The sequence below is a fragment of the Limnohabitans sp. Jir72 genome (genome assembly GCF_003063575.1).
Taxonomy (GTDB): domain Bacteria; phylum Pseudomonadota; class Gammaproteobacteria; order Burkholderiales; family Burkholderiaceae_C; genus Limnohabitans_A.
Genome location: NZ_NESC01000011.1, coordinates 1 through 14,422, shown reverse-complemented (window position 1 = coordinate 14,422; position 14,422 = coordinate 1). Strand labels below are relative to the sequence as shown.

17 protein-coding genes are annotated in these 14,422 nt (G+C 52.3%); 9 read left to right on the top strand and 8 right to left on the bottom strand.

Annotated features, from left to right (window positions below; genetic code table 11):
• Positions 1-104: 104 nt before the first annotated feature.
• The 3 genes from B9Z52_RS14555 to B9Z52_RS14545 are packed head-to-tail and all read right to left on the bottom strand — an operon-like array spanning position 105 to position 3,170.
• A complete protein-coding gene (locus B9Z52_RS14555) occupies positions 105-1,373 on the bottom strand; it encodes a mechanosensitive ion channel family protein (protein WP_108414584.1) in 1,269 nt (422 codons plus the stop codon).
• Entirely contained in the window at positions 1,370-2,164 is a 795-nt protein-coding gene (locus B9Z52_RS14550) for an enoyl-CoA hydratase (protein ID WP_108414583.1), read from the bottom strand. The genes B9Z52_RS14555 and B9Z52_RS14550 overlap by 4 nt, the downstream gene beginning before the upstream one ends.
• A gap of 52 nt (positions 2,165-2,216) precedes the next feature.
• The gene (locus B9Z52_RS14545) at positions 2,217-3,170 is read right to left on the bottom strand and encodes a histone deacetylase family protein (protein ID WP_108414647.1); all 954 of its coding nucleotides are present in this window, start codon (positions 3,168-3,170) and stop codon (positions 2,217-2,219) included.
• A gap of 191 nt (positions 3,171-3,361) precedes the next feature.
• On the opposite strand from B9Z52_RS14545, the gene mltB reads away from it, so the two are divergent.
• From mltB to B9Z52_RS14525, 4 genes are all read left to right on the top strand, one after another.
• A complete protein-coding gene (gene mltB / locus B9Z52_RS14540; RefSeq protein WP_369907934.1) occupies positions 3,362-4,477 on the top strand; it encodes a lytic murein transglycosylase B in 1,116 nt (371 codons plus the stop codon).
• 9 nt (positions 4,478-4,486) lie between these two features.
• Positions 4,487-4,708, top strand: coding sequence for a TIGR02450 family Trp-rich protein (locus tag B9Z52_RS14535; RefSeq protein ID WP_108414582.1), 222 nt, complete (start codon positions 4,487-4,489; stop codon positions 4,706-4,708).
• 106 nt (positions 4,709-4,814) lie between these two features.
• Positions 4,815-5,282 (top strand): glycine zipper 2TM domain-containing protein, encoded by a 468-nt coding sequence (locus B9Z52_RS14530; RefSeq protein ID WP_108414581.1) that lies wholly within the window; start codon positions 4,815-4,817, stop codon positions 5,280-5,282.
• A 14-nt stretch (positions 5,283-5,296) separates the two neighbouring features.
• Positions 5,297-5,551 carry a hypothetical protein gene (locus tag B9Z52_RS14525; RefSeq protein WP_108414580.1) on the top strand — a complete coding sequence of 85 codons (255 nt, stop codon included), beginning with the start codon at positions 5,297-5,299 and terminating at the stop codon, positions 5,549-5,551.
• Positions 5,552-5,656: 105 nt separating this feature from the next.
• Here the strand turns inward: B9Z52_RS14525 and B9Z52_RS14520 are convergent, their stop codons facing one another.
• From B9Z52_RS14520 to B9Z52_RS14505, 4 genes are all read right to left on the bottom strand, one after another.
• A complete protein-coding gene (locus B9Z52_RS14520) occupies positions 5,657-6,685 on the bottom strand; it encodes a tyrosine-type recombinase/integrase (RefSeq protein WP_108414579.1) in 1,029 nt (342 codons plus the stop codon).
• A 155-nt stretch (positions 6,686-6,840) separates the two neighbouring features.
• Positions 6,841-7,113 carry a hypothetical protein gene (locus B9Z52_RS14515; RefSeq protein ID WP_146182862.1) on the bottom strand — a complete coding sequence of 91 codons (273 nt, stop codon included), beginning with the start codon at positions 7,111-7,113 and terminating at the stop codon, positions 6,841-6,843.
• Positions 7,113-7,550 (bottom strand): DUF6641 family protein, encoded by a 438-nt coding sequence (locus B9Z52_RS14510; RefSeq protein WP_108414577.1) that lies wholly within the window; start codon positions 7,548-7,550, stop codon positions 7,113-7,115. The genes B9Z52_RS14515 and B9Z52_RS14510 overlap by 1 nt, the downstream gene beginning before the upstream one ends.
• 351 nt (positions 7,551-7,901) lie before the next feature.
• Complete coding sequence (locus B9Z52_RS14505) at positions 7,902-9,386, bottom strand: DEAD/DEAH box helicase family protein (protein WP_108414576.1); 1,485 nt, start codon at positions 9,384-9,386, stop codon at positions 7,902-7,904.
• Positions 9,387-10,113: 727 nt separating this feature from the next.
• Between B9Z52_RS14505 and B9Z52_RS14500 the strand changes: the two genes are divergently transcribed.
• Entirely contained in the window at positions 10,114-10,686 is a 573-nt protein-coding gene (locus B9Z52_RS14500) for a site-specific integrase (protein WP_108414575.1), read from the top strand.
• Between the two features lie 79 nt (positions 10,687-10,765).
• Here B9Z52_RS14500 and B9Z52_RS14495 read toward each other — a convergent pair whose 3' ends face one another.
• A complete protein-coding gene (locus tag B9Z52_RS14495; protein ID WP_108414574.1) occupies positions 10,766-11,737 on the bottom strand; it encodes a hypothetical protein in 972 nt (323 codons plus the stop codon).
• 141 nt (positions 11,738-11,878) lie between these two features.
• On the opposite strand from B9Z52_RS14495, the gene B9Z52_RS14490 reads away from it, so the two are divergent.
• From B9Z52_RS14490 to B9Z52_RS17905, 4 genes are all read left to right on the top strand, one after another.
• Entirely contained in the window at positions 11,879-12,751 is an 873-nt protein-coding gene (locus B9Z52_RS14490) for a hypothetical protein (protein WP_108414573.1), read from the top strand.
• Positions 12,752-12,802: 51 nt separating this feature from the next.
• On the top strand, positions 12,803-13,495 hold the full coding sequence (locus tag B9Z52_RS14485) for an ATP-binding protein (RefSeq protein WP_108414572.1): 693 nt from the start codon (positions 12,803-12,805) through the stop codon (positions 13,493-13,495).
• Between the two features lie 112 nt (positions 13,496-13,607).
• Complete coding sequence (locus B9Z52_RS17695; RefSeq protein ID WP_146182860.1) at positions 13,608-13,937, top strand: hypothetical protein; 330 nt, start codon at positions 13,608-13,610, stop codon at positions 13,935-13,937.
• 161 nt (positions 13,938-14,098) lie between these two features.
• The coding region (locus B9Z52_RS17905; protein ID WP_158270569.1) for a hypothetical protein at positions 14,099-14,422 on the top strand (324 nt) is incomplete at its 3' end.

Below are 14,422 nucleotides of genomic sequence, written 5' to 3'. Positions count from 1 at the left end.
TTTTAAACATGCATTGAACCGCCAGCGCTGATCCTAAACCACCGCCCATGGGCTGCGCGCACGCCAGAGCCTTGAATTGAATACATTTCCATTGCAAAAAGCGCTCAAACTGCCTGTCCACGAAGATGAACCACCCGCTGGGGAAACGGGATTTCAACGTGGTGGTCTTTCAAGGCCTTGAAAATCGCACGGTTGATGTCGGATTTCAAATTCAACTGGCCATTGGCGACATCGTCCAGCCAATAGGTCACCGTGAATTCCAGCCCATCGGCGCCAAAAGCCGACAAAGCCACCAAGGGGGCGGGCTCGGTCAACACCCGTTCGTGTGAAATACAGGCCTGCATCAACAATTCGATGACCAAATCCACCGATGTGTCATAGGCCACCACCACGACGGTGGTCTGCGCGATCCGGGCATCCGACAAACTCAAATTCTCGACCCGCTGCGTGATCATCAACTCATTGGGCACGATGGATTCGCGACCATTCGGTGCACGGATCACGGTGTAGCGGGCCTTGATGTCGGTGATCCGGCCTTCAAAGCCATCGACCTTGACCGTATCGCCTATGCGCACACTGCGCTCGGCCAGGATCACAAACCCGCTGACATAGTTGGCCGCCAGCTTTTGCAGGCCAAAGCCAATGCCCACACCCACAGCACCGCCCAGCACCGACAAGGCCGTCAGGTCGATGCCCACTGCAGACAAAGCCATGAGCAAGCCCACAAACATCAGCAAGGCGCGCACAGTGTTGCTGATGACTTTGCGCAAGGACAAATCGCTGCCCGTGGCCGATTGGAGCAAACGCGCTTCAATGGCGGCAGAAATCCACAACACCACGATCAGCACCGCGCCCGCCGTCAAAGCCCCTTCCATCATGGTGCGCACCGACATCACTGCGCCGCCGATTTTCCATTGGATCTGATCGAGTTCATTGAGCACCAGGGGCAAGATGCCGGTCACCCACAAAACCACCGCACCCCAAGCCAGCCAGGAAATCGTGCGTTCCAAGGCCCGCACAAAGGCCGCCCCTGCAAAGGCCGCTTGCAGCACCTTGACCCCCAAGCGGATGGCTGCCAAAGAAGTGCACACCGGCAACAAGATGTCAAACAAGGCCAGCGAGTGATCTTGTGTCAACACCGTGCGAGCGACAAAGGTCAAGCCCAGCAAAAAGACCGGGAACAAGACCCCGTCCACCAGTTGGCGGCCCAGCAGGACCTTGAGCTCATGGCCACGCAATAAACAGCGCAGACCCCACACCATGAGCCAAGCCAACAAAACACTCAGCGCAAAAGCGGCGATGACCGGGAGCGACTCTGGTCTGAGCAACGCATCCACCCAAGCCATCGGGTCGCTCATCTGCACGGTTTTCATGTTCGCCACGCGGGATTCCTCTTGTCGATGAAAGCCTGCACACCTTCTTGCGCCACCTCGTGCACCATGTTGCAGGCCATGGTTTGACCGGCCAGTTGGTAAGCCGCTTCCACGCCCATTTCGCGCTGTTTGTAAAACAACTGTTTGCCCATGCGCACCGCCTCGCGGGGTTTGGCCAAAATCGCGTTCACCAAATCGTCTACACCGGCATCCAGTTCATGCGCAGGCGTCACGCGGTTGATCAGCCCGCGCTGGCAGGCTTCATCGGCGGAGATGAAGCCACCGGTGAGCAGCATTTCCATCGCCTGTTTGGCGTGCATATTGCGCACCAGCGGCACACTGGGGGTGGCGCAAAACAAGCCCACATCGATGCCATTGACGCCGAACTGCACGCCCTGGGCGGCCACTGCCAGATCGCACTGGGCCACCAATTGGCAACCCGCTGCTGTGGCGATGCCCTGCACCCGCGCGATCACAGGCACCGGCAAGTTCTGGATCGACAGCATCATGCGCGTGCATTGGGCAAACAGCTTCTGGTAGTAAGCCAGCTCGGGCTGTGCGCGCATTTCCTTGAGGTTGTGGCCTGCGCAAAAAGCCTTGCCTGCCGCACCCAAGACCACCACACGCGCATCGGCGTCCTGGGCAATGGCGTCAAATGCGCTTTGCAAAGCCTGCAACATGGCCTCGCCCAAGGTGTTGAAACTGGCGGGGTGGTTGAGCGTGAGCCGGTGCACGCCGCGTGCATCGCGTTCGTGCAACAGGATGTCGGTGTTTGCAGGTGGAGCGTTCATGCTCTCGATTGTGCACAAAGTAGGCGACCCTGCGCCACCTTCGCCTTGGCGATCAAACGTCGGCCAACACGCGCAAATGCGCCTCAACGCTGCGGGCCAAAGCGCTCAGGCTGTAGCCACCTTCCAGGCAACTCACAATCCGACCTTTGGCATGGCGCAAGGCCACGTCCTTGATGCGCTGGGTGATCCAAGCGTAGTCTTGCTCGACCAGACCCATCTGCCCCATGTCGTCTTCGCGGTGGGCATCAAAACCCGCGCTGATGAAAATCAGCTCTGGCTGGTGCGCCTCCAGCCGGGGCATCCACATCATGTCGATCAACTCGCGAATGTCCATGCCGCGTGTGTAGGCGGGCACCGGCAAGTTCAGCAGATTGGCAGCGGTCGATTGCGAGCCCCCTTCTGGGTAAAACGGGTGCTGGAAAAAGCTGACCATCAAGATCCGCTCGTCCCCGGCCACGATGTCTTCGGTGCCATTGCCGTGGTGCACATCAAAGTCAACAATCGCCACCCGTTTCAGGCCATGGCGCTCCACCGCGTGCTTGGCCGCAATGGCCACGTTGTTGAAAAAGCAAAAGCCCATGGCCTTGTCGCGGCAAGCGTGGTGGCCCGGCGGGCGGGTGGCGCAGAAGGCGTTTTCCAGTTCGCCCGCCATGACGGCGTCCGTGGCCTCTATCGCCGCCCCCGCTGAAAGCAGGGCGGCATCCCAGGTGTGCACATTGATCGAGGTGTCCGAATCCAGCGCGGTGTGGCTGGGGCCACCGGCAGCCACATCGTCGCGCAAGTTGTCGCTCAAACCGCGTAAAGCGGCCACATGCATGCGGCCATGGGCCAGCTCGATGTCGGCCAGCGCTGCCGGGCCCGCCTCGCGGCGCTGCAAAGCCATGTCCAGACCGGTGATCAACAAGCGGTCTTCAATGGCACTGAGCCGCTCGGGGCATTCGGGATGGCCACGGCCCATCTCGTGCTTCATGCATTGGGGGTGAGTGAAATAACCTGTAGCGCCCATACGGCTTGTCTTTCTGCCAAAGCTCGGCCCAACGGGGCTGTCGCTTTTCTTGATTTTTTCGAATTGATGGCCCAGCTTATCACGCGCCATGTTGCACAAGTCTGAGCCCAATCAGGCTTTGCGGACATTAAACTGTCTGCATGCATTTTGAAACGCCATCGCGCCATCTTGGCCTGAAACACCTGCTCCTCATGGGCTGCCTTTGCAGCACTTTATTTTTGGCCCCTTCTGCGGTGTTGGCCAAGAAGACGCACCACAGCGCCCATGCCAGCAGCGCCCATGCCAGCAGCGCTCACGCCAAACCAGCGCATACGCACAAGACCAAACCCAGCCCTCAGCACACAGGCTCTGCGCTGAGCGATGACATCCATGTGATGGCCTGGGCCCAAGAAGCCGCACCCCGCTTGCAACTCGATCCCATCTGGCTACAAAAAGTCATGGCGCAAGCACAGCGCCTGCCGTTGGTGGAAAAGCTGGTCTTGCCCCCGCCCTCCCCCGTGGCCAAGGACTGGGCCACCTACCGTGCCCGCTTCATTGAGCCCACCCGCATTCAGGCTGGTGCCCGCTTTTGGCGCAAGCACCAAGCCACACTGGCGCGTGCCGAAAAAGAATTCGGTGTGCCCGCCGAGATCATCGTTGCCATCATTGGCGTCGAAACCCTTTACGGCCAAAACACCGGCAACTTCCGCTTGGTGGATGCACTGGGCACGCTGGCCTTTCATTTTCCGCAGGCCCATCCCCGGGCCACCGAACGTCAAGCGTTTTTCAGGTCAGAACTGGAGCAATTTTTGCTGTTGAGTTCGCGCAGCGGCGCAGACCCTTTGTCGGTACGCGGCAGCTATGCCGGTGCCATGGGCTTGCCGCAGTTCATGCCGTCCAGCTGGGCCCAATACGCGGTGGACTTTGACGGCGATGGCCGCGTCGACCTGTTTGGCAGCCCCGCCGATGCGATCGGCTCGGTGGCCAATTACTTCAAGGCCTTCCTGTGGCAAACCGGCATGCCCACGCACTACCCGGTGAGCCTGAGCGCCCAAACCGACATGGACAGCTTGCTGGCACCCGACATCCTGCCTACCTTCAGCGTGGCCAGCTTCACCGCAAAAGGTGCAGGCCTGAATGGCGCCGCCTTGGCGCACCCAGGCCCATTGGCTCTGATCGAGCTGCGCAACGGCCCCAACGCCCCCAGCTATGTGGCGGGGACAGAAAACTTCTATGCCATCACTCGCTACAACTGGAGCAGCTACTACGCGATGGCGGTGATTGAGTTGGCCGAAGCAGTGACGCGGGAAATGCAAAACAGTCGGTGAAGGACCGCCATGAACTCACTGAACCCCAAGAAACTGCTGCTGAGCAAATGGACGGCTGTCACGCCTGTGGCCAAGCAAAAACACTTTTTGGTCAGCCGGGTGATCCAACCTGACCAGCCCTCCGATCCGATTGAATCGGTGGAAATCGAGGCGGTCTTTTCAAAGGCCACGCAGACCATTGCGTGGCGAGAGCTGCAACATGACAGCGTGTGGCGGCAGGGTTGGGTTTGATGGGGTTTGGCAGCGAAGGTGTCGTTTTAAACGACAGCTGTCACGCCCCCTAAGCCGGCACAAAGGCCAGTTGTATCATTTGCATTTACGGTCCGAAATCAGAAAAATGAAAAAATCCATAGCAGCGTTGGCACTCATTAGCCTCGGCACAATCACTTCGGCTCAAGAAGTTGGTCGAGTAATTTCCTCAGTTCAGGTCATTCAGCAAGTTTCTGTGCCACGCCAAGTTTGCACACAAGAACAGGTGGCTGTGCAACAGAACAAGAGCGGTGCTGGTGCTGCAATGGGCGCGATTGCAGGTGGTGTGCTTGGCAATCAAATCGGCGGTGGCAGTGGCAAGGCTGCAGCTACTGCACTTGGCATCTTCGGTGGTGCCATTTTGGGCAACAACATTGAAGGCGCGCCAACAACCCAGACACAAACAGTGCAGAACTGCATGACTCAAAATGTCTTTGAAAATCGCGTGATGGGCTACAACGTCACTTACGAATTCAATGGCAAGCAATACAACGTGCAGCTGCCACGCGATCCTGGCCCGACCATCAAGTTGAATGTCACACCCGCTCCATATTGATGTAAATTTCGGCTATGGACGAACACGACCTTATCCACTCCCCCTTGCAACAAATCTACCGAGACCAAGATCGGTGGGTTGAAATTTGCATCTATCGGATGCCCAACACGGGCTGGACGCTTGAGGTCGTTGATGACAAGCGCAATTCAACAGTTTGGGATGGCGAATTTCAAAGCGATCAGCAAGCTCTTGAATTTGCCATAAGCGAAATCAATGCAATGGGCATTGTGGATTTCATCGACAGCCCTCCGACAAGTTCGCTGCACTGACTACGTAGAGGCGTCAATTTTCTTGACGCTCCTGGGACGCCATGTTGCTGATCCGTCAATCTCTCATTTTGAGAGTTGACAGCTATCCGTAGCACCAATCCGACATCAAACCAGCACACGCATCAGCACATCGCGCTTCTGTTGCAATGTGTAGCCCACAGTCCCATATGTGTTGAAGTCAGAACCGCCGCTTGAATGCCCGGTAATGCTTTCCGCAAGACGGGTGGGCACATCATTGCAAGCTTTCAGCCTGTCAATCAGCGCATGTCTGAACATGTGACTACGAAACTCCAAATCACGCAGGTGCTTGTTGATGATGGCAGAGCAACTGGTATTGCCGTTTTCCCTTGCATAGCGCGGCACAAGCCATTCACTGCTTGAGAAAACGGATATTTTCTGAAGCTCTACAGCAGCCTGAAGTGACACCCCAACGAGCGGCACAGCACGGATACTGGACTTCGTTTTCCTGTCTGAAAGACTGTTCCTACGAATCCAAAGGTGCGGTATTTCATGTTCAAGCACCAGATCCTCACGCCTTGCAAACAGGGGTTCTGACAAGCGAAATCCCGTGTTCAGCTGAATCAACGCCAGTAGTTTGTATTGCGTCCTATTGATCAAAAGACGCGACTTCACGGCTTGCAAAAGTTCCGGCGTAATGGTCCGCATGTATCGTTTAACTTCACCCTCCCCGGGAATGTGCAGTCCTCGAAATGGGCTCAGACGATCAATATCCAAATGTTTGAAAGACAGGTTGAGCATGGAATTGAGTGTTGCAAAGTGCTTGCGAACAGTCGTCGGGTTTAGGCCCCGTGCCAATTGCACATCCCGATACTTGGTGGCATGCGAATGTCTGAGCTCTTGCAGTGTCAAATCGCCGAATAGACTCAAAAAATAGTTGAAGTCTCTTGTGGCGTTGTCTCGAAATCGCTTGCGGTTTGCTGCGGATTTTTCATGAAGATAAATTTCAAAAGCAGTGGTCAGCGTTGGCTGCTTGAGATGCCCGCGTTGATTCATGTGCTTGGCAACCAGCCCGGCAAGAAATTCCTCATCGAATTCCACGCCGTTGATGGCTACACGCTTGATGATGCGGGTATCGAGATAGTTGTCGCTGATGAGTTGAAGATTTTTTTTCATAGCTTTCCGATAAGAGGAGGAGCTATATGGCACAAGTCAGAGGGAGCACCGAAATGCACATCACAGCTATGCCTGTCATCCCCACCATCACGAGACCACAAAAAACCACCAGTTCTTTCTTTAAGAAACCAAGGTTTTGATGCGGTTTTCCCGAATCACAAGGTTTGATTGGGATTGTTGGTCGGTCGCCCCTTGCCCTGCTGCTTGCGCTGTTTGACCAAAGCTTTCTGACGCTTCTGGGAGTCTTTTTCGGTCTTGACTGCAGACTTGGCCAGCTCAGCCGTTCGTTTCAGCTTGTGCAGGCGGGCCTCAGGTGGACTCAAGGGCTTGATCGGTTTGATGTGACTGAATTCATAAAATCGCATCAAGTATTTATGCAGGGCACTGCAACTGACGTTTAAAACGACAACTACAGTGCATCTGGCCATCACTTGCCAAAGCCTTCACGAAGCTTGATGCTTGCAGCTTCGATCTGACCATCCAACTCCCCTGCTTCCACGGCCTTCTTGATCAACTCAAGCGTTGGCACCAAGTCATCCACAGTGGCCATTTCGATAGATGACTTGCCCTTGGCCAAATCAATCACGCGACTTCCATAACGGATGCTCATGGCCAGCTTGCCATCAGCTGTGATCCACCACCATTGCCGCACTTTTTTGGGCAATTCAACGCTGCGACTATTGCCCTCTTCATCACGAATGGTCTTGAAGCGGCGCACTGTGTAAGTGCCCCCAGCGCTTGTGGCTTTGGCAAGTTCGATCTGCTCCCAAATTTTCTTGCCCAGCTTCAAACGGCGATGCACTGCGGGTGTCATCGCTTGGGATTTCTTAGCTGTGCTCAGCTTAAGTGTTGTGAGTGCGGACATCAATTACTCCTGTGTGTTGTTGATGTCCACGACTTTATTTTCGGCCTTGTTGATTGAGCAACCGAGGCTGTTTGGTGTCCCATCAAGTTGGCGGGTTTCTGATCACCAGAACATGGATGCGTTACTTCCCATTCTGTCTTGTTTAGTGAGTCTCGCTTCGCGAAGTCATTCCATTCATAAGTGGCAGTAGCACTGAGCTTCAATCAGTTCACGCAACACCAGATCACCTCACACGCATCTCAAATACATCTGATCTGTCACATCACACATCTCACACATCCATCTGCAAATCACAAGTCAAATTCCGTTACGAAAATCTCTATAAAGCTATATAAGAGAAAAAAGTAACGGTCATGTTTTATCGGGGGAATCAACACCCCTTGATGTTGCTGACATCTTGGCCAAGTTGGCCTTGCGTTCCCTGTATCTCTTTTGCTTTTCTGCTGGGGTCATGGCGATCTTGGTCTTCTTACGGGGTAACTTGTTCATACAGGTCAAGGCAAATGGACTGATCTGTTTGATCTGGGCATCTGCGTCAAAGAAATCCATCAATCCCATTGCGATCTCGTGATCGAGCACAAAGCAATGAACTGGCTTGCTGTTGCCATCAACACGCAGGGCACTGCGCATAAGGATTTGATAGAACATGTAGCTTCCAAATGCTCGTGCGATGAAGCAATCAACTTTTTCAGGCCAAAGACCGGCCGCCTCGGCTTGCTGTGTCAGAAAGGCCTTGAATGACCACCCGGGCTTGAGTGCAGTGCTGAGACACACCGCCGTGCTGTCGCTGTAGGTGTTGATGCCATGAACATTGTGGGTGATCTTCTGTTCATTGCTCAACTTGGCCGCGATCTCGTCGTTATTCCGCACCACGAGACAAGGACCACCCTTCAACTGGCTTTCCACATAGCGATAAAACTCCGGCAATGCATCGGGCTGTGCATTGCGTCTGTATTTGCTCCAGCTGAAACTATCTTCGGGAACATGAAATATAGGCACTTGCTTGTGGGGCTTGAACGGCACACTGATCGTGTAGCTCACGCCGTTTGCCTTGAGCCACATACTCATGAAAGTGCTGTCAAATGCAGCTGCGGCAATATGCACGGAAATCCAGCCGTTCAACATACTGTCGTTCAGCTCAACCGCAATGCTCAACTCCCTCGTGTCACCTGCTTTGATCTTCTGCCAGTGCCCCCAAGTGACCCACAGCCGAGTGTTGGGATTCATCAATCGACGCCACTGCAAGCTCTCCTCAAAAATCGAACTGCTCTCCACCGCAATGCGCTTGAGACTTGCCCACGATTTTGGCTGAAAATCCTTATGCATTTCCAGCTTTTCAGCCTCGGACTCATCAGATTCCTCTATCAATTGTTTGTAACCGTTCAAGTATTCATCCCAAGACTTGCTCTTGTCTTCGACGCTGAAAATCTTGTCCAACTGCAGGGCAATTTTTGGATCAATGCGCAGCTCTTCAATGCTGTATGGATTGATCGCCTCATCAATGATCAAGTGGTAGTCACACTTGATGTCCCAGCTGATATGGGTTCTTCGAAAGGCCTCTTCGGTAATGATCACCATGGGCGCTCGATTGGCCAAGGCGTTGAGGATTTCAGCCGATACATTGAGGCCTGAGCCAGAATCATGAGAGCTGTTGATCTTCCTGATCTTGAGTGTGGGGTTGTCGGTGCAGTATTGCTCTTGAAGCAATTGGCTGGGCACCACGATCAGTGTGGGCATGTTTGTCATTGCCAATCTGGCCAGCATGGGATAGATGCCGTTGCGTGTCTTGCCTTGCCCCGCGCCACGGGCGTCCACGGTGATGGGTGTTCTTTTCATTGTTCTTCTTTCTTGTTGTTATTCATTCCACATGGGCCGACCATCGGCCCTACTCACCACGGCCACTTAGGTGAATACGGGACTTGCAAATCCCGTATTCGGACAGCGGTGAATAACATCAAGCCAGCAGCTCAATGCATGTGTATTTAGTTGAAAGAAGAAACAGCGTTGTGCAAGACTGGCTGCACATCGGATGTCGTGAAAAACGTCAATGCACGGTGGGGGTGTGTGCTGCAATCACCAGGGGCCGAGATCTCCACATCCCGCAAAAATTGCAGCGCAGATTTTTAGGTGCAGCTATGAAGATTTGGGCTGCATAGCACGAAGCATCATTTCTTCAAGAAAGGACCCGAATGCCAAGCGTAAATTTAATCGACACTTGCGTTGACGCTTAAAACGACATGCAGGGTGCAGGCACTCAAAAAAGCCCTACAGCGCATTATTTTCGGACTTGGCTGGCTCGGACTGCTGACAGGCTTGATCGCAGCTTGTAGGGCTTGCTGTGCAGTCACGCCAGTTTCGTGGCGCACTTGCCACACATTTCAGCTGCAATCCAAATCTAACAAAATTGCTGAATTGTTGGATTCCCGCGCTAAGTCATTGATCTTCAAGTGATCACGCCAATAGCCCGCCACTTTGGCATGACACCACTGCTCTGGTTGCTCATCAGGAATGTGTGAATTTATGCTCATTTAACATAAAAAATGTGATTTAAGCAGGAACAAAAATGGCACAAGCACGCACACTGAACGAGCAAGGAATTGAGCAAGTGCTAGAGCACACAAAGACACGCAAGCACGCGGCACGTGATCGCTGCTTGATCCTTACAAGCCATTTATCAGGAATGCGGGTTGGCGAAATCGCTGCACTGACTGTTGGTCATGTGCTTGCACCAAACGGAACAGTGCGCAGCGAGATTAGATTGACTGCTGAGCAAACAAAAGGCAAGCACGCCCGAACAGTTTTCATCAATCAGCGCTTGCGTGAAGAGTGGTCTGCATACTTGCAAACGATGCGCACAGATGACCGGCAGCGTGCCCTTTTTCCATCGCAAAAGAATCCCCGAGAAGGATTTGGCGCTAACTCACTTGCGCAGCATTTCATCAACTTGTATCGAGGGGCTGAACTGGATGGATGCTCCAGCCATTCGGGTCGCCGGTCATACGCCACAAAAATTGCAGGATCAGGTGTGGGGCTTCGTGTGTTGATGCGCTTGATGGGTCATAAACACCCTGCCGTCACCGCTGTCTACATTGATGCATCCGACGACATGCTTCGACGTGCTGCGGAGTTGGCATAGCCACACCCCAACGCTCTGTTCTCATCAATGACGATATGAAGCGTCAGGCTGTTGAGTTGGCTTGAGCAACTGATTCACGTTACAGCGATAACTCATCTGACACATCTGCCGCTGCTGCGCTTCTGATGATGCGCTTTGATTTATTGATGCGGTTACTCACATGCTTGGGCTCGAACTTGGGAAGTCGGCACTTGTTATTGCTGGGGTAATCGCCTCTTGCTGCGTTCTCCGCAATCGTTTGAGCTTTTTTCAGCATCCTGTGCGTCAAGATCGCCAGGTGATTGCGCAGTTCCAAGTTGTCACTCGTCCGTTTTACATCTAAGGGATCTTTTCCCAAATGATTGCGGGGACTGACATTGAGCAGTGCGCCCAGTTTCCACAATGGCATCTTGGGAAATTTTGCTTTCGCCCACAGCAGCTTCAATCCCAAAAACAAGGGCTCTGATCGAAGCCGCTTGGCCGTGAAGGGGCGTTTGGCCATGTGAGCTTTGCGCTTCACCGGAACTTTTTCTGCATCAATCAACTTTGAGACTTGGTCCAGCAATTCGTCCTTGCTGATACCTAATGGCACTGAAAGCAAAAGTGCAGGCGGCGTTGCTTCTGCTGGTCTGGTGACATGCAGATATTTACGCAAAGCCTTCTTGTCGTCATCACTCACTTGATTGCCTTCGGTGAGAAATGCAATTTTCCGCACCTTCGGACGCAGACCCTCGAAGCCATAAATCTTCAAGGCACGTGTGTCCCACCATTCTTCGAAATCAACGGTGTAGATATCGCCGAACTCTTCATACGTCTTCCTGACCCGAGCAAAGTCAGCCAACACTTCTTCCAAATCTGTGCCCTGCAATTCGGGTTGCTTTTCGCCTTGATACAGCCGTGCAATCAATTGCGATTGCTGAGCTGAGCTTGTTTTTTTGGTGGCAAATGCATGTGCCAACGCATAGCTGGGACTTGCTCGCAGAAACAACATCATCAGCATGACATAGGCCTTGATGCTTTTGGTAGTCCATTCCTTGGACTTTCTGCCGGGTAGCTTAGATGAGTCGATCATTTCAAATAAATATTAACACTTAAGGGAGTTCCTATGTCTGCTAATCGACCTTAAAAGTTTGGCATGTAACAGTCAAGTTGTGACTTAAACAAGTGCTTGCATCCCGCAATCGCAGTCACTGTTCACAACCGAGGAATCACCATGAACATTACTGAAGCCCCATCCACCACATCCGAAATTTCGGATATTGCTTCCCAGCAATCACCTCAAGCCCCAAGCGCTGCAATTTCTGCAGTCATTGCAGCAACCATCAAGCCGATCGAGCAGGTCTACTTTCTGCTGGAAAACTTGGAAGCCGAGCGTGAAAAATGGGAAATCACCGAGTTGGCAGCAAGCCACAAGCGCTTGTATGAAATGCTGACCAAGTGCTATGCGTTCTACCTCCGTATGAAGACCGACACGAGCTCTGAAGTGCGTGAGCAAAGCCGTAAGGGGCTCAATGCATTCATCGCAGCACGCAGCTACACATTCAAGGCATCAACACACGATATGAATCGTGTTGTCAAAGCTGTTTTTGGTGGTGTTGATCGTCGTCGTGTCAGCGCTTACAGCACGGCACTGCGTGCAGCTTTGGTTGGTGTTCAGCCTGACGCCAAGAACAAACCAACTCGTGTGCCCGAATCCCAATTGAGCACTTGGCTGGAAGATCAGGGTGGCGTGGAAGAAGTTCGCCTTGGCTCCAAGAATAAAGGGATGACGCCCAAAGCTCGTGCAGAAAAGGTCGAGACCGTTGTCCGCACCAAAAAGCTGATGAGCTTTGCTGTGGATGAAGCAGTCATGCAGCTCGACACCAACGACAACGACAAACCGATGGTTCTGATTGCCACCTATCGCCCTACCGGCGAATTCGATGTCCACGTTGTCGTGAAAAACGACAGTGCTGTGAATGCCGCTTACGCAGCCTATTACACCGATAACAAGAAGGAGTTGGAAGAAGCGGAACAAACCGCCGCCATCCAATCCAAAGAAGACCAAAAGCAAGCGGCCATTGAACTGGCTGCGGCACAGGCCTAACCATCAATCAATCAGGCGAGACACTGTCTCGTCTGCTCCAAGGAAAGTCACATGAAAACTCATACCTTTAAAAATTACGATCCACAGACTATCAACGACATCGTATTCGCCAGCCCAAAAAGTCAAAGTCTGGTGATGGACATTGTGAGCGGCACTCGTCCATTTCCTAATGCAGGCAAAACAGGCATCTTGTTGTATGGCCCTCCAGGAACAGGCAAAAGCGCTTTGGCGAAGATGCTGCCCGATGCGATGGAAGTGGTGAGCACGGGGTATCTGTCTGATTATGTCTATTTCCCAGTGTCGCCGGGTGCTAACGGCATGTCAATTCTTGCGAACATTCAATCTCAAGCTCAGACCATTCCCTCAGCTTCCCATCACTACTTTGTGCTCGATGAAGTTGATGAGCTGACCGGGCAAGCAATGGCCATTCTCAAGTCGGTGATGAACACACGGCATTCCATCTTCGTCATGACCACTAACCACTTGAACAAAATTGATCAGGCCGTTCAAGATCGTTGCCACTGCATTCCGTTCCTTGCTGCCACAAGCCAGAAATGGTTGCCGCTGGCGCACCGGATGTTGGCCGATGCGGGGATCACCACGATTTCTGACCAAGCATTGATCAAAGTGATTGATCCGTGCAACGGTTCGGCTCGTCAAATCGTTGATGCACTCACAACACTGATCATCACGATTCAGTGCAATGGCAACGCTTCGAACTTGCCATCCACAACTGTCGTTTAAAACGACAAGCTGCCTAAAACACATCATTTACGAACTTTTAGACATCTGACAACCAAGAAGATGCCTTGAACATCAAAGCGTCAGGGCATCTTTCTTCAAACACGGAAAACTTATGAATAAAAATTTCTCAATTACCAATGGTGCCATCATGAAGAGCATTGATGTTGCTATTCACGATTTTTATGAAGAAAATGGAAAGGAACATCGATACCATAAACAGGAGGCCCTTTACGGAATGCATGCCTTTCATGATCACTTCATTAAAAGTTGGATGATCAATATTCCTGGTTGTGAAATTATTGAGATTTGTCGTATCGAGGACGGTGCCAATATTTATTGGCAAGTTTTTTATAACTTCGATTTTCAAAGTTATACCTATAACGTTGTGGTTAAATATTATGAGGTAGGTTATCCAAGCCATGAGGTGATGGTTAACTTGTAAATCTGATCGGCACCCTCAATCCAGCCCTACAGCCAAGCCAAAGATCCATCTGGGCTTGAGGCTATCCGGTCCACATTACCACCGGCTGTAGGGCTCCTAATCCACTCCTGCAAGCAACTACATTTTTTTAAGTTGCTGCATGACAACTCATTTTAAAAATCATGAAATACCCACAAGCCTATTTGGTCATTCACAAAGATTTTGTGATGCCGCCCCTTGCAACATTGAAAGCTTGGGCTCAGCCTTGCCAAGATTTTTATGTTCCAAGCTTTTTGGATTCAAATGAAAAATTGAATGAAAAAATCTCCGCAATACTTGAAATTCACACTAACTTTACAGAAAAATGGTCTAAAGATGAGGCGGATTCAAGTACGAGGTGCAACAAAGATGAACCCGGTAATAGGTGGCTGAGGATGTCAAGGCATCATGGTCACTCAAACCGCCAAGTCCAAGTTGCCAGATGTACAAGCACCTCAGCCGAGAAG

What these genes read in the sequence shown, in the direction of transcription:
- B9Z52_RS14520 (WP_108414579.1), bottom strand. Translation starts at nt 6,685, where the DNA reads ATGAAAAAAAATCTTCAACTCATCAGCGACAACTATCTCGATACCCGC.
- B9Z52_RS14550 (WP_108414583.1), bottom strand. Translation starts at nt 2,164, where the DNA reads ATGAACGCTCCACCTGCAAACACCGACATCCTGTTGCACGAACGCGAT.
- B9Z52_RS14485 (WP_108414572.1), top strand. Translation starts at nt 12,803, where the DNA reads ATGAAAACTCATACCTTTAAAAATTACGATCCACAGACTATCAACGAC.
- B9Z52_RS14510 (WP_108414577.1), bottom strand. Translation starts at nt 7,550, where the DNA reads ATGTCCGCACTCACAACACTTAAGCTGAGCACAGCTAAGAAATCCCAA.
- B9Z52_RS17695 (WP_146182860.1), top strand. Translation starts at nt 13,608, where the DNA reads ATGAATAAAAATTTCTCAATTACCAATGGTGCCATCATGAAGAGCATT.
- B9Z52_RS14525 (WP_108414580.1), top strand. Translation starts at nt 5,297, where the DNA reads ATGGACGAACACGACCTTATCCACTCCCCCTTGCAACAAATCTACCGA.
- B9Z52_RS14515 (WP_146182862.1), bottom strand. Translation starts at nt 7,113, where the DNA reads ATGGCCAGATGCACTGTAGTTGTCGTTTTAAACGTCAGTTGCAGTGCC.
- B9Z52_RS14490 (WP_108414573.1), top strand. Translation starts at nt 11,879, where the DNA reads ATGAACATTACTGAAGCCCCATCCACCACATCCGAAATTTCGGATATT.
- B9Z52_RS14555 (WP_108414584.1), bottom strand. Translation starts at nt 1,373, where the DNA reads ATGAAAACCGTGCAGATGAGCGACCCGATGGCTTGGGTGGATGCGTTG.
- B9Z52_RS14545 (WP_108414647.1), bottom strand. Translation starts at nt 3,170, where the DNA reads ATGGGCGCTACAGGTTATTTCACTCACCCCCAATGCATGAAGCACGAG.
- B9Z52_RS14535 (WP_108414582.1), top strand. Translation starts at nt 4,487, where the DNA reads ATGAACTCACTGAACCCCAAGAAACTGCTGCTGAGCAAATGGACGGCT.
- B9Z52_RS14530 (WP_108414581.1), top strand. Translation starts at nt 4,815, where the DNA reads ATGAAAAAATCCATAGCAGCGTTGGCACTCATTAGCCTCGGCACAATC.
- B9Z52_RS14495 (WP_108414574.1), bottom strand. Translation starts at nt 11,737, where the DNA reads ATGATCGACTCATCTAAGCTACCCGGCAGAAAGTCCAAGGAATGGACT.
- B9Z52_RS14500 (WP_108414575.1), top strand. Translation starts at nt 10,114, where the DNA reads ATGGCACAAGCACGCACACTGAACGAGCAAGGAATTGAGCAAGTGCTA.
- mltB (WP_369907934.1), top strand. Translation starts at nt 3,362, where the DNA reads ATGGGCTGCCTTTGCAGCACTTTATTTTTGGCCCCTTCTGCGGTGTTG.
- B9Z52_RS14505 (WP_108414576.1), bottom strand. Translation starts at nt 9,386, where the DNA reads ATGAAAAGAACACCCATCACCGTGGACGCCCGTGGCGCGGGGCAAGGC.